14 protein-coding genes are annotated in these 16226 nt (G+C 63.3%); 4 read left to right on the top strand and 10 right to left on the bottom strand.

The window, feature by feature from the left end; genetic code table 11:
- Positions 1–91: 91 nt before the first annotated feature.
- A complete protein-coding gene (locus OGI63_RS00425) occupies positions 92–1120 on the top strand; it encodes a LacI family DNA-binding transcriptional regulator (RefSeq protein WP_004218427.1) in 1029 nt (342 codons plus the stop codon).
- 77 nt (positions 1121–1197) lie between these two features.
- On the opposite strand, the gene OGI63_RS00420 is transcribed toward OGI63_RS00425, so the two are convergent.
- From OGI63_RS00420 to fbaA, 9 genes are all read right to left on the bottom strand, one after another.
- Positions 1198–2463 carry an ABC transporter substrate-binding protein gene (locus tag OGI63_RS00420; protein WP_004218426.1) on the bottom strand — a complete coding sequence of 422 codons (1266 nt, stop codon included), beginning with the start codon at positions 2461–2463 and terminating at the stop codon, positions 1198–1200.
- Between the two features lie 142 nt (positions 2464–2605).
- Positions 2606–3421 (bottom strand): ABC transporter ATP-binding protein, encoded by an 816-nt coding sequence (locus OGI63_RS00415; protein WP_004218424.1) that lies wholly within the window; start codon positions 3419–3421, stop codon positions 2606–2608.
- Positions 3414–4421 carry an ABC transporter ATP-binding protein gene (locus OGI63_RS00410; protein WP_004218423.1) on the bottom strand — a complete coding sequence of 336 codons (1008 nt, stop codon included), beginning with the start codon at positions 4419–4421 and terminating at the stop codon, positions 3414–3416. The genes OGI63_RS00415 and OGI63_RS00410 overlap by 8 nt, the downstream gene beginning before the upstream one ends.
- Entirely contained in the window at positions 4414–5397 is a 984-nt protein-coding gene (locus tag OGI63_RS00405) for a branched-chain amino acid ABC transporter permease (RefSeq protein WP_004218422.1), read from the bottom strand. Before OGI63_RS00405 ends, OGI63_RS00410 begins: the two co-directional genes overlap by 8 nt.
- A 3-nt stretch (positions 5398–5400) precedes the next feature.
- Positions 5401–6837: a branched-chain amino acid ABC transporter permease gene (locus tag OGI63_RS00400; RefSeq protein ID WP_004218421.1), complete on the bottom strand. Its 1437-nt coding sequence runs from the start codon at positions 6835–6837 to the stop codon at positions 5401–5403.
- A 588-nt stretch (positions 6838–7425) separates the two neighbouring features.
- Positions 7426–7800: a fluoride efflux transporter FluC gene (locus tag OGI63_RS00395; protein WP_004218420.1), complete on the bottom strand. Its 375-nt coding sequence runs from the start codon at positions 7798–7800 to the stop codon at positions 7426–7428.
- Positions 7800–8732 carry a fluoride efflux transporter FluC gene (locus OGI63_RS00390; RefSeq protein WP_004218419.1) on the bottom strand — a complete coding sequence of 311 codons (933 nt, stop codon included), beginning with the start codon at positions 8730–8732 and terminating at the stop codon, positions 7800–7802. Before OGI63_RS00390 ends, OGI63_RS00395 begins: the two co-directional genes overlap by 1 nt.
- Positions 8733–8872: 140 nt before the next feature.
- The gene (locus OGI63_RS00385; protein WP_004218418.1) at positions 8873–10159 is read right to left on the bottom strand and encodes an adenylosuccinate synthase; all 1287 of its coding nucleotides are present in this window, start codon (positions 10157–10159) and stop codon (positions 8873–8875) included.
- Positions 10160–10711: 552 nt separating this feature from the next.
- Positions 10712–11776 (bottom strand): class II fructose-bisphosphate aldolase, encoded by a 1065-nt coding sequence (gene fbaA / locus OGI63_RS00380; protein WP_004218417.1) that lies wholly within the window; start codon positions 11774–11776, stop codon positions 10712–10714.
- 143 nt (positions 11777–11919) lie between these two features.
- Between fbaA and OGI63_RS00375 the strand changes: the two genes are divergently transcribed.
- Positions 11920–13230: a polysaccharide deacetylase family protein gene (locus tag OGI63_RS00375; RefSeq protein WP_004218416.1), complete on the top strand. Its 1311-nt coding sequence runs from the start codon at positions 11920–11922 to the stop codon at positions 13228–13230.
- Positions 13231–13232: 2 nt separating this feature from the next.
- On the opposite strand, the gene OGI63_RS00370 is transcribed toward OGI63_RS00375, so the two are convergent.
- The gene (locus tag OGI63_RS00370; protein ID WP_004218415.1) at positions 13233–14132 is read right to left on the bottom strand and encodes a LysR family transcriptional regulator; all 900 of its coding nucleotides are present in this window, start codon (positions 14130–14132) and stop codon (positions 13233–13235) included.
- Positions 14133–14322: 190 nt separating this feature from the next.
- Between OGI63_RS00370 and OGI63_RS00365 the strand changes: the two genes are divergently transcribed.
- Both OGI63_RS00365 and OGI63_RS00360 read left to right on the top strand, forming a co-directional pair.
- On the top strand, positions 14323–15381 hold the full coding sequence (locus tag OGI63_RS00365; protein WP_004218414.1) for a zinc-dependent alcohol dehydrogenase family protein: 1059 nt from the start codon (positions 14323–14325) through the stop codon (positions 15379–15381).
- A gap of 17 nt (positions 15382–15398) precedes the next feature.
- Positions 15399–16187, top strand: a complete 789-nt coding sequence (locus OGI63_RS00360) for an SDR family oxidoreductase (protein WP_004218413.1) — start codon at positions 15399–15401, stop codon at positions 16185–16187.
- Positions 16188–16226 lie beyond the last annotated feature (39 nt).

Genomic DNA, 16226 nt, shown 5'->3' with positions numbered 1-16226 from the left:
ACGAAATCTGCACATACAATCGGATAGTGCTCGTCAAACCGGTTCGATACCGCGGGCGATAGCGCACGGAGCAGAAAATGAGGAGGCGAACATGGTCGGCATGCGCGATGTCGCGAAACGGGCGGGCGTCTCGGTGAGCAGTGTCTCGCTGGTGATCAACGGCACCGGCTATGTCTCACGCGATATGCGCGAGAAGGTCGAGCAGGCCATGCGCGAGCTCGACTATGTGCCCAACGAGCTCGCGCGCAATTTCTACCACGGCAAGACTGACATCATCGGCGTCATCGTGCCCACCATCCAGCACCCGTTCTTCGCCACGCTCACCGCGCACCTGCAGCACGAGTTCGCGGACCGCGGTCTGCAGACGATGCTGTGCTCCACCGCCGACTCCGCGAACGGCGAGGCGCAGTACGTCGACATGCTGCGTCGGCACAGTCTGGACGCGCTGGTCGTCGCCGCGCACACCACCCACGACCCGCAGTATTGGCGCGCGATCGACCGCCCGGTGGTCGCCTTCGACCGCAATCTGGGGGCGGGGATCACTCAGGTGAGTTCAGACCACGTGCACGGCGGCGAGCTCATCGCAGAACTCCTCGTGCGCACCGGCGCGCACCATGTGGTCATGGTGGGCGGCCCGCGCGCGCAATTCACCGACCTCGGCGACCACTCCACCTTCCCCACCGTCCGCTATGTACAGACGTTGGAAGACCGCCTTTCCCAAGCGCGGATTGCGCACACGTACATCGAGTCGGGCGAGGTGTTCGACATCGCCGGCGTGCGGCGTGCGGTTCGCGAGGCATTCGACACATACCCGGACATGGATGCGTTCGTGGGGGCCGATCTCGCCGCCGCATTCGCCGTGCAGGAGGCGGTCTCGCGCTCGATCGCGGTGCCCGGTGATGTGCAGATCATCGCCTACGACGGCACACTCGCCGCGGATTGCGCCGGCATGCCGCTCACCACGGTCGCCCAGGATTTCAGGCAGATCGCGCACACCATCGCCGCGTGCGTGGAACACGGGATCGAGTCTTCGCCGCAACGCCCGGATGCCACGGACGGCGATGCCAACATGACGATCATCCCGGTGACGCTGCACGAGCGCGCCACCACCCGTCGCTGAGGTCGGCGCCCGACCCGCAAAAACAGCGAAGGGCCGCCTTGTGGGCAGCCCTTCGTATAGAGGAGAGGGATGGTAAGTCACTCGGTCGGCACGTCGCCGCTCTGCATGTCCTGGAAGACGTTGACGTTGTTGCCGTCGTACTCGAAGATGCCGATGTTCGCCGAGCTCGGGTCGTTGTTCTTGTTGAAGGGCCCGATGCCGGTCTTGCCGAAGTACTGGATCTTCTTCTTGTCTTTGATGAGCGCCTTGCAGGCCTCGAAGCTCTCGCACTTCTCGCCGCCGTCGGCGCCGGAGACCGAGGAGAGGTTCTTCGCGACCGTCTCGCCGCTGGTGCTGCCGCCCTGTTCGGCGGCGAGCGCGGCGAGGATCACTGCGTCGTAGGTTTCGGCGGCGTATGTGGTGTCGGAGATGTCGGTGCCGGTGCCCTTGAGGTCGGACTTGAACTTGTCGTCGACATGGGTGCCGGGGATGGTGCCCTTCGAGCCCTTGAGCAGGCCGGCGTCGTAGGTCTTCGAGTAGTCGACGGTGTTGCCGTCGACTAGATAGAGCTTGTGCGTGTCCACGCCGGCGGAGGCCAGCGCCTTGATCAGCGGCGTCGCCTGATCGTACGAGATGATCAGCGTCGCGTCGGCGCCGGAGTTCTTGATCGCCGTCGCGATCGACGAGTAGTTCGTCTCGGCTGGGTCGAAGGCGTCCTTCTCGCCGTACACCACGTCGACGCCGGCATCCTTGAGCTTCTGCAGAATGATGTCGCGCATGCCGGTGCCGTACTCGTCGTTGAAGCAGGCGATGGCGAGCTTCTTCACGCCGTCCTGCGCGATGAGGTCGCCCATCACCGCGCCCTGCACGGCATCCGGGGCGACGGTGCGGAAGAAGTACGGGTCCATGCCGGAGAGCGTCATCGACGTCGATGCCATTGAGATCACTGGGATCTTCTCGGCGACGATGCTCTTGTAGACGTTCTTGACGACGCCCGATGCGGCGGGTCCGATCACGACCGACGGGTGCTTCGACAGCACGGACTGCGCGGCTGACGTGTTCTGGTCGGCATGCTCGCCGTCCGACGTATCGGCCTCGACCTCGGTGACGTCCTTGCCGAGCACGCCGCCCGCCTTGTTGATGTCGCTGATCGCGAGCTTGATCGCCGCCACCTCCGGCGGTGCCAGGTAGGCGAGGGTGCCGGTGAGCGGCAGCAGTGCGCCGATCACCATGCCGTCGCCGCTCGACGCCACGCTGTTCGACGATCCGCCGGACGCGCCGCCCGACGAGCCGCATCCCGACAGCGCGAGCAGTGCCGCCGCGGTCATTGCCGTCAACATCTTCATCTTGTTTGCCAGTCGCATTTCAGTCTTCTCTCTTCTCCGCCGTTCGCCGGCACATCTCTCATCTCATAATATTTTTCATCTTCAGTTATAGTATTTAGTTATATTTATTAGTATATCTAGTAATATTATGCTTTCATTTACAGATTGTTTCCATTTTATTTCACTTGTTCTCTTTCTCGACCTCCTCCTCCAGATTGCCCAGATACAGCGAGATGACCTTCGGGTCGTTCATCAGGTCGCGCCCGCGGCACGAGTACGCGTTGCGCCCCTGGTCGAGCACGTAGCCGCGGTCGCAGATCTGCAGGCAACGCCGCGCGTTCTGCTCCACAATGACCACGGAGACGCCGGCCTTGTTCACCTGGCGCACGCGAATGAAGGTCTCGTCCTGCATCATCGGCGACAGGCCCGCGCTCGGCTCGTCGAGCAGCAGCACACTCGGCTGCATCATCAGCGCGCGCCCCATCGCCACCATCTGCCGCTCGCCGCCGGAGAGCTGGCCCGCCAGCTGGTTCCTGCGGTCGCCGAGCTTGGGGAAGATCGAGCAGACGTAGTCGAAGCGTTCGTTGAACAGCTTCGGCGCCTGGTATGCGCCCATATGCATATTCTCGGCGATCGTGAGGCTCGGGAACACGTTCTCCGTCTGCGGCACGAAGCCGACGCCCCGCGAGACGAGTTTGTCGGCACGCAGATTCGTGATGTCCTGCCCTTTGAGCGTGAGCTTGCCGGAGTGGATGTGCACGAGGCCGAACAGCGACTTGAGCAGCGTGGACTTGCCGGCGCCGTTCGGGCCGATGATGCCCACGATCTCGCCGTCGTGCAGTGTGAGCGAGGCGCCGTTCAAGATGTTGACGCCCGGCAGGTAGCCGGCGACCAGATTGTCGGCGTCGAGCAGCGGCTCGCCCGCATGGATATGCGAGCGGTCGAGCGTCGAGACGTCGGGGGCCTCGGTTGGGGTCAGTGTTGCGGTGTCAGGCATTGCCACCCTCCAATCCTTCGAGTACGGAGTCGTCGCCGAGGTCGATGTTGGCGTGGGCGCCCAAGTAGGCGTCGACCACGGCCGGGTCGTCCATCACCGTCTTGGGCTGGCCTTCGGCCACGATCTTGCCTTCGGCCATCACGGTGACCCAGTCGGCGATATGGCGCACCATGTTGATGTCGTGTTCCACGAACAGCACCGTGGTGCCGTCTTCGCGCAGCGAGATGATGTGATCGAGCAGGCTCTGCTTCAACGCCGGGTTCACGCCGGCCATCGGCTCGTCGAGCATGACGAGCTTCGGGTCGCACATGAGCGCACGGGCCATTTCGAGGAGCTTGCGCTGGCCGCCGGAGAGCGCCCCGGCGTAGTCGTCCTTCTTCTTGTAGAGCAGGAAGCGGTCGAGCAGGGCCTCGGCCTTCTCGCGGTTCTCCTTCTCCTGCTTCTTCCACGCCCCCGGGAACAGCGACCGGAACATGCCCTCGCCGGGGTGGCTCTGCGCGCCCAGCATCATGTTGTCGAGTACGGTGAGCCGGCTCATCACCTTGGTGAGCTGGAAGGTGCGCACCATGCCGCCGCGGGCCACTTTCTCCGGGTTCACATGGGCCATGTCCTTGCCGTCGAACTGCCAGGTGCCGGTGTTCGGGGTGTCGAAGCCGGTCATGAGGTTGAAGAACGTCGTCTTGCCGGCGCCGTTCGGGCCGATGAGGGCCGTGATGCCATGACGTTCGATCTCGAAATGCCGCACATCCACGGCCGTCATGCCACCGAAGCGACGGGTGACGTTGTCAGCCACCAGAATCGGGTCGGGCTTGTGCACGCCGGGCTCGTTCTTCACGTAGCGCAGGTCTTCGGTCACCTTGTCGCCGTAGGCGGTGGAGATGAGCTTCTCCCCCTCCGGCGCCTTCGTAGCCCATTTCGCGATGTCGTAGAACGGTTCCTTCACGGTGGCCGTCGAGCCGGCGGCCGTGGTCTCGCTTGTCTTGTCGGTTGTGTCAGCCATTGAACGCCAGCTCCTTCTTGTTGCCGAGAATGCCTTGCGGGCGGAAGATCACGAGCAGCATGAGCGCCACGCCCACGATCACCCAGCCGAGGGCCTCGATCTGGTTCGAGGAGACCACGGTGGTCGGAATCGTCACACGCATCGTCTCCTTCACGGCGGTGAGCAGCACCCACAGCACGCAGGAGCCGAGCACAGGGCCCATGATCGTCGCAGCGCCGCCGAGCAGCAGGATCGTCCAGGTGTAGAACGTGACCGTGCGGCCGAGCGAATCCGGGTTGAGCGAACGGGGCAGAATGAACACGATGCCGGCGATCGCGCCGAACAGGCCGCCCAGGATCAGGGCCTGCATCTTGTACTTGGTCACCGACTTGCCCAACGAGCGGATCGCGTTCTCATCTTCACGAATGCCCTTGAGCACACGGCCCCACGGCGAGTGGAACCAGCGCCAGCACAGCAGCAGCGCAATCGCCACCAGCACCCAGGCCACGATGCGCAGCCACCAGGAGTTCGCGATGTTGTTGTTGTAGGTCCACAGCAGGAACTTGGTGGAGCCGTTCGGCAGCGGCGAGGCGTTTTCGAACTTCTCGGTGAAGTTCTGCGGCGCGATGCCGGCAGAACCGCCGGTGAGCCAGGTGAGCGACGTGGAGCGGCCCACGATGCGAATGATCTCTGCCGCCGCCAGCGTGACCATGGCGAGGTAATCCGGCCCAAGCTTGAGCGTCGGGATGCCGAGCAGAATGCCGTAGATCGCGGCAAGCACCAATGCCGTGAGCACCGAGGTGAACAGGTCGCAACCGTTCATCTGCGTGATGGCGAAGCCGTAGGCGCCCAGCAGCATGAAGCCGGCCTGACCCATGTTCATGAGGCCCGACATGCCAAAGTGGATGTTCAGGCCGATGGCGGCGAGCGCATATGCGGCCGTGGTCGGGGCGAAGAGCTCGCCCAGGATGTTGGAAAGTATGGTCATGAAATCCATAGGTCAGCCCACCCTCTTTTGCTTGCCGAAAATGCCCTGCGGGCGAATCAGCAGAACGAGAATCAGAATTGCCAGCGCGCTGGCGTAGCGCATGTCGCTGGGAATGACGAGCGTGCTCATATCGGCCACAATGCCCACGATCAGGGCGCCCACCAGAGCGCCGTTCGCGGTGCCGAGGCCACCGAGCGTGACGGCGGCGAACATGAGCATAAGCAACGTGACGCCGGTGTTCCAGGCGATGCCGTTGAGGTGGATGCCAATGAGCACGCCGGAGAGCGCGGCCAGGCCGCAGGAGAGGATCCACACGATGCGCACCACCGAATCCACGTTGATGCCCGAGGCCGCCGCAAGCGCCGCGTTGTCGGACACGGCTCGGGTGGCGCGGCCCAGTCTCGTGCAGTAGAGGAACACGGTGACGGAGACTATGGTCACCAGTGCAATGGCCGCCGCGATGAGCGTCGGGGCGTTCGTGACGATCGGGCCGAGCTGAATGCCCTCCGGCACCGACTTGACAATGCCCTTGATGTCACCGCCGAAGAAGAACTGGTAGATGTACTGCAACGCCATCGACAGGCCGATCGTCACGATCATCTGCTGCATGACGCCCACGCGCTTGTGCCGCAGCGGTGCCCAGACGAGCTGGTTCTGCACCCATCCGGCGAGCGCGCCGATCGCCACCGCGAAGATGGCCGAGAGCACGACCGGCATATGCAGCATCTGCGTGCCCACATAGGCCATGAGACCGCCGAGCGTCACCTGCTCGCCATGGGAGAAGGAGCTCAGGCCGGTGGTGCCGTACACGAGGTTCATGCCCACCGCCATCAGGCCGAGCATGAGGCCGAAGATGCAACCCGAGTAGAGCTGCTGCCAGAAGCGCGACCAGAAGCCGGAGCCCTTGCCGTCATCGCCGGCCTGCGCGGTATTCGCCGCAGTCTGCTCCCCGCTTTTGGCGGAGTCGGCATTGCCGCTTTCCGTTTCCGCCGCACTGCCTGCCGCGGCTTTGTCGAAGCGCACGACGGCACGCTGCTTGGAGAACGACTTCTTGGCGATCTCCACCGTCGCGCCGCTTTCGCCGAGCTTGTACTTCTCGGCGACCGCCTTGTCGATGCTCACGGTGTACTCGCCGTCCGCATTCACTTCGAAGGCCCAGGCACCGTCCTCCGCAGTGGTGGCCGTGGCCTCCTCCTCGCCGCCCAACGTGACCGTCACGTCGGGGATCGGCGTCTTGTCTTGGGTCTGCAGAATGCCGCTCACACAGCCGTGCTCCGCGTTCGGCACGCACTTGTCCACCGCCTCCGCGGCCACGGCGTTCGGCACGCCGATCATGCTGGCGAGCATCGCCAGCAACAAGCCCGCGATGCCCGCACACACGATGGCCAGACCCTTTCGGCGCCGCCCGCGTTCGGCACGGCGTTGTGGTTGTGAAACCATGGATGCCATATGCACCCCCTCTCTCTTCGTTGCCTCCAATCTAGGGGGAGAATGGCGAGCGCAAATTTCACTCGGTTTTCTGTTCTGTTACTCTGCAACGCGGCCGTTCACATGTCGCTTACAATCTGTGGTATTTTACGCGCGTGCGAACGGAATCATGCACATGGCAGTTGGGTCCCGCACAATGACTGCAGTCTGGCGCTAAGCACCATGCACCTCGCCGGGTTCGATACGCGAGGCGAGCTGCCAGTGCCAGCCCATGCGTTTGCGGAAACCGCGCGGGCTCTTCTCGCGCACTTGCGCTGTGGCGCGACCTCGAGCAGCCAGTTCAGGAACTCCGCCAACGGAGCCCTTTCCCCTATGCCGCTTCCCATATGCCGCGGAATCCGATCTGCGCGTGAGACAAACCAAGTACCGCGCACTTAATCTGTCTCGCCAGATTGCGCTCAGTGAAACAGACCAAGTATGAGGCACTTGGTTCGTTTCACGGGTGAATCTGAGATGAGATAAAAAGTAGATGGCGGAGCGAAGGCATTCCTCAGACAAGACCTCACGATCCTGACGTTCCGCGATCAGGCACGGAACAGTATTCATGTATCAATGCCCGATCGAGCCGAAGAACCACCCCAGCACCACGGCGCAGAACGGCACGACGAGCGTGGTGAGGAAGTAGAAAGCGGCCACCGCGAGCTGACGCGTGCGAGTGAGCGACACCATCTCGTTGATCGCCGTGGAGAACGTGGAGAAACCACCCAGAAAACCGGCGACAAACAGCAAATAAGTGGAATAGTTCACTGTTTGGTAGAAGTATGCCGCGGCCGCAGTGCCAGCGCAGAGGGCGGCGATGATGTTGATGATGAACGTGGAGAGCGGGTAGGCCCTATGCCACCAGCGTTGAATCGACGTGTTGAGCATGAAACGGGCGACGGCGCCGAGTCCCCCGCATATGCAGACGAGCAGGAAGGTTCCCATCAGCGCGCACCTCCGTCGCGTTTGCCGGCCGTGCGCTGCAACGGCTCCACCATGTGCGGGTCTGCCAGCAAGTCGAGGTGCTCCTCTTCGCTGATGATCGGCAGCTCGTCGGTGCTCGGGTTCGGGTCGTCGCCGGCGGAGGGCGTCATCTGCACGCCGTTCGCAGTGGGCACGCGCACGCCAATGGCCGGCTTTCTCACGGTCTCCATGCGTTCGCGCACATGCATGCCGGTGCGTTTGCGGGCAAGACGCAGGCCCAGCCAGCTGCCGAACCAAGCGATCGCGAACGCCGCGACGAACGTGAACAGCGTGTACAGGAAGAATCCCAGGTACGAGTGGGAGTGGAGCGAGGTGATGTCTTCCACCATCATCGCCGAAAGCGTTGAGAACCCGCCGCACATGCCCATGCCGAAGCCGCCGTTGGCAAGCTGGCGCGTGCGCTTCTTCACCCACACGGCCTGCGACATGTAACTGACGAGCACGGCGAATATGAAGCACGCGCACAGGTTCGCGATCAGCGTGGCCGGGTGGAATGCCATGAGCAGACCGCCCTTCGACAGTGGCTGCGGCCACAGCAGCCACAGCGAATAGCGCAGGACCGTGCCGAGCATGCCGCCAATGAAGATCACCAGATACATCATGCCGTCCGCGAGCGGGTTGAACTTGGCCTGCATGCGTTTGCGGGGCGACAGCGGAATGCTCGGAGGCCGGCGTGCGGCCGCGGCGCCGGTGGGGTGCGGCTGCAGCATCTCCTTGCGGAAGTCCGGCGTCACCGGCTCGTGCGGGGCGCCGGTGGCCGGCGAGAACGACTGGGAATCGTAGAGGTGAAGGTGGGCGTCGGAATCGCCCGGTTCCGCGGCAGCAGAGGAAGCATCGACGTCGCCCGGTGACGTCGCATCGGCATGCGTCAAGTGTTCTGGTCGCGTGGTCATTGCGCGTATCGCCTCGTCTCTATTGCCGGCCACTGCACCGTGCCAAACAGGTGTTCAGATTGCGGGAGTACGGCAGGCGTCACTGCGACGCGCGCGGACCCGCATGCCCGCGAAGGGCACGGAAACAGTGTAGCCGAAAGTCAGTCGAGAAGCGAATGGACCTCGATGATGTGGTCGCGCTGCGGGCCGGTGCCGATCGCGGAGATACGGCAGCCGGAGAGCTCCTCAAGGCGCTTGACATAGTCCTGGCAGGTCTGCGGGAGATCTTCGAAAGCGTGCACCTGCGAGATGTCCTCGCTCCAGCCCGGCATCATCCCATAGATCGGCTTGGCGGCGGCGAAGGCCGACTGGTCGGTGGGCATGTCGTCGTAGCGCACCCCGTTCACGTCATAGGCGACGCAGACCGGAATCTCATCGAGTCCGGTGAGCACGTCGAGCTTGGTGAGCACGATGTCGGTGAGACCATTGACCTGCGTGGCATAGCGGTTCACCACGGCGTCGAACCAGCCGCAGCGACGCGGGCGACCGGTGGTCACACCGTATTCGTGGCCCTGCGCACGCAGCCATTCACCGTTTTCGTCGAACAGCTCGGTGGGGAACGGCCCTTCGCCCACTCGGGTGACGTAGGCCTTGGAGACGCCGATCACACGGTCGATCTTCGTGGGTCCGACGCCGGTGCCGGTGCAGGCGCCGCCTGCGGTCGGGTTCGACGAGGTGACGAACGGGTAGGTGCCGTGGTCGATGTCGAGCATCGTGGCCTGACCTCCCTCGAACAGCACGGTCTTGCCGTCGTCGAGCGCATTGTTGAGAATGAGCGACGTGTTCGCCACGTACGGCTTGAGCTTGACGCCCACCTCGAGCAGCTCCTGCACGGTGGCCTCCACGTCGAAGGCGCGGCGGTTGTAGAGCTTGACGAGCATCTGGTTCTTCTGGTGCAACGCATTGCTCACCTTGTCGCGCAACACGTCTTCATGGAACAGGTCGGCGATGCGGATGCCCACGCGGTTGATCTTGTCGGCATAGGCCGGACCGATGCCACGGCCGGTGGTGCCGATCTTCTTCTTGCCGGCGAAGCGTTCGGTCACCTTGTCGATCATGCGGTGGTAGGGCGCGATCACATGCGCGGACTCGCTCACCAGCAGGCGCGAGCAGTCGATGCCGCGGCTCTCGAGCCCCTCGATCTCCTCGAGCAGCACCTCCGGGTCGACCACGACGCCGTTGCCTATGACCGGAGTCGCCGTCGGGCTGATGATGCCGGATGGCAGCAAATGCAGCGCATACGACTCGTCGCCGACCACCACCGTGTGGCCTGCGTTGTTGCCGCCGTTGAAACGCGCGACGTAATCGACCTTGGTGCCGATCAAATCGGTAGCCTTGCCCTTGCCTTCGTCACCCCACTGTGCACCGATCAACACGATTCCAGGCATTCCAACCTCCGCTTTGGGTCTAATGTAGCCGAAGTCAGGTTAGCACGAGCTCTTGAAGCGGCGGTTTCCGGGTCGCCTCGTGAGATGAGACTGCCGCATCCCCCGATTCCCGCAGGGCGGCATGCATGGCGACGCCTGCGACATGCGCGTAGGCGTCGCACAATAGCCGCAATCGCAAAAGCAATTGCAAAAACAACTACCGAGGAAGCAGGAATCTGACCCGGGTGAGGAAGCAACTGCAAGAACGACAAGAGGGAAGATGCAATCCGGCAACCATGAGAGCGCGGATGCAAAAGAAGCACTCCTAAAAGCCACAGGATGGCCGGCCCCTCAACGTGACTGCAAGAACGACAAGGGAAGCCGTCTACGATCACCCCGCGGAGAATGCAGTTGCAAGAACGGCACACGAATGGAGCGGAAACCATACGCGATGAGAACGAAATTGCAAAAACAGCACGCGAAAGGAACGGAAAACAGCCGGAGCGAGGAAGCAACTGCAAGAACAACCACCGCGAGTGGCGGTACCGCACGCACGCGCCGCCCCTGCGAACACTACTTGAGTGCGCGGCCGGCCGAACCGAGCTCCTCGCAGGCCTCCACCACGCGCGCCGCCATGGAATCCTCGGCTTCACGGCCCCACGAGCGCGGATCGTACTGCTTTTTGTTGCCCACCTCGCCGTCGATCTTGAGCACGCCGTCGTAATCACGGAACATGTGACCGGCCACCGCGCGGGTGAACGCATACTGGGTGTCGGTGTCTATGTTCATCTTGATCACGCCGTACGAGACGGCCTCGGCGATCTCCTGGGCAGTGGAGCCGGAGCCGCCGTGGAACACGAGTTCGAACGGCTTGCCGTCGGGCATGTCGGAATTGAGCACGGCATTGAGTTCGCCCGACTTCGCCGCATTCCACACGCCCTGCTGAATCTCGTGGAGCAGTTCGGGGCGCAGTTTCACCACGCCGGGCTTGTACGCGCCGTGCACATTGCCGAACGTGAAGGCGGCCATGTATTTGCCGCGCTCACCCAAACCGAGTCTGTCAGCCACGGCCATGCCGTCGGCAACGCTCGAATACAGCTTCTCGTTGATCTCGGCGGAGTGGCCGTCCTCCTCGCCGCCCACCGCGCCGATCTCGATCTCGAGCACGGTGTGGGCGAGTCTGGACTTCTCGAGCAGCTTCTCGGCGATGTCCAGATTCTCCTTGAGCGGCACCGTGGAACCGTCCCACATATGCGACTGGAACATCGGCTCGCGGCCGTGCTTCACCTCGTCGATCTCGATGTCGAGCAGCGGATTCACCCATTCGTCGAGATACTGCTTGGCACAGTGGTCGGTGTGCAGCGCTACCGTGATGTTCGGGTACTGCTTGGCCACCTCGTGTGCGAACGCGGCGAAGGCGAGCGAGCCGGTGACACGGTTGTTCACGCGCTGGCCCGAGAAATATGCGGCGCCACCGACGGACACCTGAATGATGCCGTCGGATTCGGCGTCGGCGAGACCCTGCAGGGCGGCGTTGAGGGTCTGCGAACTGGTCACGTTGATCGCGGGGTACGCGTAGCCGCCTGCGCGGGCGGCGTCGAGCATGTGTGCATACTGTTCCGGTGTTGCGATACTCATAGTTCCATTATGCGCGCGTGCACGTTACGCGACAGGCACTTCACGGTGAGCTCAGATGCCGAGGCCGCTGGCCAAAACCAGTGGGCGAATAGTACTCTGGAAGAGGTTGCAAAGCGAGGTTGGCAGTGGCGAGAAGATTGAAGATGGATCGCGAGGATCACGTGGCGGGCAAAGACGCCGAGCGCATTCCTGATTATGAGAACGAGGAGGCGGGCCGCGCGGAGTTCGAACACGAGGTCGAGGATCTCTCGTTCGGCGACAACGTGCATGCCCCGAAGCCTAAGCACCGCCATCCGGCACTGTTCTCGGCCGTGACCACGCTCATCGTGCTGCTTGTGCTCGCACTCGGCGCCGGGGCCTGGTACATGTGGCAATACCACTGGCGCACGCTCAGCATTGAGGTGGACGGCACTGCGTACTCCGCGAAGGCCGACACCACGGTGGCGGCGTTCATGCGCGACCACCGCGATTTCGAACGCAAACCGGGTCGCCTGCTGTCGGTGGAGGGCAAGGTGCTCGAACCTAGCGGCGGCAACACGGTGAGCGTGAAATTCGACGGCAAACAGATCGAGCCCGCCGACTGGGACCACACACGTTTCGAAAAAAACGGCACGCTTACGGTCACGCCGGGCACCGACCTCACCGAGGAGCATACGGTGGAGCAGCGGAAGGTGCCGTTCAAGACGGACATCAATCTGAACGGCGGACCGGTGCAGATCGTCACCCAGCAGGGCGAGGACGGGTTGCAGGAGTTCTGGGTGGGCAGGCAGTCGAAGAAGACTGCCGCCAAGACCGTGATTCGCAAGCAGGAGCCGCTCATTGTGAAGTCGTTCGCACCGCGCCCGGAGGGCAAGAAGGTCATCGCGCTCACGTTCGACGACGGTCCGAGCATCTACTCCGACAAGATCCTCGACATTCTCAAGCAGAACAAGGTGAAGGCGACGTTCTTCGAGCTCGGCGAGCAGTCGCTCGAATTCCCGAAGGTGGAGCAGCGCATCGTGAGGGAGGGCCACCAGATCGCCTCGCACAGCGTCTCGCACCCGTACTTCCCGAACATGAGCGCGCAGGAGCAGCGTCAGGAGATTGAGAGCAGCCTCAGCGACATCAAGAAGGCGTCCGATGTGAGCACTCGCACGTTCCGCGCACCGTACGGCGCGTTCGGCGTGGATGAGTGGAAGAACAACGCCACGCTGATCGACAGGAATGTGCTGTGGGATGTGGACACGTTGGACTGGAAGCGGCCGGGAGAGAAGCAGATCACGAAGGAAGTGGTCGATTACGTGCACAACGGCGCCGTGGTGCTCATGCATTCGGGCGGCGGCGACCGCAGCCAGACCGTCAAGGCGCTGCCGGAGATCATCAAGCAGCTCAAGAAGAAAGGCTACTCGTTCGTCACCATCGATGAGCTGTGCAAGATGGCCGGGCTGCCCGAGGCCGCCGAGCCGAGCCGGTAGCGCTACTGCGCGGTCCGGATCTGCGTGATCACCGTGCGCAACTGCTGCAGGAACAGTTGGCAGACGCGAGACAGGTCGCGGTCCTTGCGCCAGATGACGCTCAGGCGAATGTCGAGCGGCGGGTCGAGCGGGCGCCAGACGAGATCGTGTTCGGGGTCGCTGAACTCGGTGAGATCGTTCACGGTGAGCATGTAGCCGACGCCGTTGCGCACCAGGCAGGCCGCGTTGTATGCGAGATTCACGTGGGAGACGATGTTGAGCGTCGTGCCTTGCGTGAGCCATCCGGACAGATCGCGGCGCTGGTTCGCGCCCGTCGACGTGATGAGCGGCATATCGCGGATCAGCTCGTTCGTGATCGTCTCGTTGGCGGCGATCGGGTCGTCGGCGCGCATGCCGATGCCGAGCGGATTGGCTCCGGGCAATGAGAGGTGGTCGAAGCGCGTCATGTCGATCGGCTGCATGATCACGGCGAAGTCGGCGATGCCGTTGTTGAGGCGTTCCACATTGTTCGGACCGTTGTCGTCGTGGATGTCGAAGGTGATGCGCGGGTACAGCAGGCGCGTCTGCGCGATGGCGAGCGCCACGATGTTCATCAGATTGCTTTCCGCCGCCGTGATGTGTATGGTGCCGGCGATCTCGTCGTGCATATGCACTTCGGCGCGCGCACGGTCGGCGAGTTCGATGATCTGCCGTGCACGCCGGTAGAACACGCGCCCTTCTTTCGTCAGCGAGATGCTGCGCCCGCGGTTGCCTCGCTCGAACAGCGTCACGCCGAGCTCGTTCTCAAGCTCCTTCATCTGCCGCGACAGCGCCGGCTGACTCATGCGCAGCACGTCGGCCGCCGCGGAAATCCCCTCTTCCTGCACGACGGCGACGAAGTGCCGCAAGGTGCGAATATCCATATGAATATCACCTCACAGATTTACATCGAACATTTGCATACAATTATATCAAATCTTTGTATTTGTAATATCTTTTTCGCGGATTTACCGTGTTCACATACGCAACAGCATACCCATGCACTCCCAATCACGTGCACTCCCAATCACGCCGATGTGCGGACCGGAGCGAATGGAACGCGAAAGGACAACTATGGCGGAGAACATGATGAAAGCCGCGGTGTTCGTGGAACCCGAACACGTCGGAGTGCGCGAAGTGGAGCGCCCGAGAATCGAGAAGCCCACCGACGCGATTGTGCGCGTGCTCAAGGCATGCGTATGCGGCTCGGATCTGTGGTGGTTCCGCGGCATCTCGGAGCGCCCGCACAACACGCTCGTGGGCCACGAGGCGATCGGCATCATCGACGAGGTGGGCGCCGACGTGCACGACATGAAGCCCGGCGACTTCGTGATCGTTCCCTTCACCCACTGCTGCGGGCACTGCGAGGCCTGCGAGAAGGGATACGACGGCAACTGCTTCAACATGGAGCCCGGCGGCAATGCCGGCTACCAGGCCGAATACATGCGCGCCACCTGGGCAGGCACCGCGCTCATCAAGATTCCGGGTACGCCCGCCGACTACACCGACGAGCAGATCGCCTCGCTGCTGGCGCTCTCGGACGTCATGGCGACCGGCTATCACGCCGCGTGGAGCTCGAGGATCGAACCCGGCGACACCGTGGTGATCTACGGGGACGGCGCCGTGGGCCTGTGCGCGGTGATCGGTGCGAAGCTGCTTGGCGCTGGCAGGATCATCATGATGAGCCGTCATGAGGATCGTGCGGCACTTGCCCGTGAATTCGGCGCGACCGACATCGTTCCCGAGCGCGGCGACGAGGCGGTGGCCCGCATCATGGAGATGACGAACGGCGCGGGCGCCGACCGCGTGCTCGAATGCGTCGGTTCCGAGCAGAGCATTGAATCCGCCGTGCGCAGCGGACGCCCGGGTGCCTATGTGAGCCGCGTCGGCGTGCCACATGACAACAGCATCGACGTGAACGCGCTGTTCTGGCGCAATGTATCGCTGACCGGCGGCATCGCCTCGGTGGCCACGCACGACAAGAGCACACTGCTCAAGGCCGTGCTCGACGGCGAAATCAACCCGGGCAAGGTGTTCACCGCCTCCTTCGACCTCGACCATGTGCAGCAGGCCTATGAGGCGATGGACGGACGCCGTGCCATCAAGTCGATGATCGACATCGCCGAAGCGTAACGAAAGGTCGGAGCCCCATGAAACCAACACATGTACTGGTCGTGGGCGCCTCGGGAAGCATAGGGCGCCATGCCGTGGAGAAGGCGCGTGCGGCCGGCTACCGTGTGCGCGCACTCGTGCGCGACCCGTCACGCATCCATTTCGGCTGCGGGGTCGAAGTGGTCCAAGGCGACCTGACGAGCGTGGAGTCAATGCGGCAGGCCCTTGACGGCATTGACGGCATTGTGTTCACCCACGGGTCGAACGGAGGGCCCACGCTCACCGAAACCGTCGATTACGGTGCCGTGCGCAACGCGTTGGAGGCACTCGACGGGCGTCCTGCGCGCATTGCGCTGATGACGTCGATCGGCGTGACGAACATGGACAACGACTACAACCGCTCCACCGAGGCCCATGATTGGAAGCGCCACAGCGAACGCCTGGTGCGCGCCTCGGGCAACGAGTACACGATCGTGCGGCCGGGCTGGTTCGACATGGAGGGCGCCGACGAGCACCAGCTGAAGTTCGAGCAGGGAGACCGGCGCGACCCCATGGGGCCGCAGGACGGCTCGGCGGCGCGCCGCCAGGTCGCCCAGACGCTCGTCGACGCACTCGGCTGCAAGGAAGCGGACCATAAGACGCTCGAACTCATCGACGTGGCCGGCACGGCGCAAACCGACGCCGAACTCGCGTCGATGTTCGCCGCACTGCAACCCGACACCGGACTCGACGGCGTGCTGGACCGCGACAACTTCCCCGAGTGCACCCAGCCCAAGCGCGTACGCGAGCAGATCGCACGCATCGAGACGATGCGCGCCGAACAGTGAGCGGCCGCGATCCAAGCACGTTCCACAGCACACCTCACC

The sequence above is a fragment of the Bifidobacterium sp. KRGSERBCFTRI genome, from assembly GCF_025908335.1.
This window is presented reverse-complemented; position numbering and strand designations above follow the sequence as displayed.

Coding starts and splice junctions, on each gene's coding strand:
- OGI63_RS00425 (WP_004218427.1), top strand. CDS start 92: ATGGTCGGCATGCGCGATGTCGCGAAACGGGCGGGCGTCTCGGTGAGC.
- OGI63_RS00420 (WP_004218426.1), bottom strand. CDS start 2,463: ATGCGACTGGCAAACAAGATGAAGATGTTGACGGCAATGACCGCGGCG.
- OGI63_RS00415 (WP_004218424.1), bottom strand. CDS start 3,421: ATGCCTGACACCGCAACACTGACCCCAACCGAGGCCCCCGACGTCTCG.
- OGI63_RS00410 (WP_004218423.1), bottom strand. CDS start 4,421: ATGGCTGACACAACCGACAAGACAAGCGAGACCACGGCCGCCGGCTCG.
- OGI63_RS00405 (WP_004218422.1), bottom strand. CDS start 5,397: ATGGATTTCATGACCATACTTTCCAACATCCTGGGCGAGCTCTTCGCC.
- OGI63_RS00400 (WP_004218421.1), bottom strand. CDS start 6,837: ATGGCATCCATGGTTTCACAACCACAACGCCGTGCCGAACGCGGGCGG.
- OGI63_RS00395 (WP_004218420.1), bottom strand. CDS start 7,800: ATGGGAACCTTCCTGCTCGTCTGCATATGCGGGGGACTCGGCGCCGTC.
- OGI63_RS00390 (WP_004218419.1), bottom strand. CDS start 8,732: ATGACCACGCGACCAGAACACTTGACGCATGCCGATGCGACGTCACCG.
- OGI63_RS00385 (WP_004218418.1), bottom strand. CDS start 10,159: ATGCCTGGAATCGTGTTGATCGGTGCACAGTGGGGTGACGAAGGCAAG.
- fbaA (WP_004218417.1), bottom strand. CDS start 11,776: ATGAGTATCGCAACACCGGAACAGTATGCACACATGCTCGACGCCGCC.
- OGI63_RS00375 (WP_004218416.1), top strand. CDS start 11,920: ATGGATCGCGAGGATCACGTGGCGGGCAAAGACGCCGAGCGCATTCCT.
- OGI63_RS00370 (WP_004218415.1), bottom strand. CDS start 14,132: ATGGATATTCGCACCTTGCGGCACTTCGTCGCCGTCGTGCAGGAAGAG.
- OGI63_RS00365 (WP_004218414.1), top strand. CDS start 14,323: ATGGCGGAGAACATGATGAAAGCCGCGGTGTTCGTGGAACCCGAACAC.
- OGI63_RS00360 (WP_004218413.1), top strand. CDS start 15,399: ATGAAACCAACACATGTACTGGTCGTGGGCGCCTCGGGAAGCATAGGG.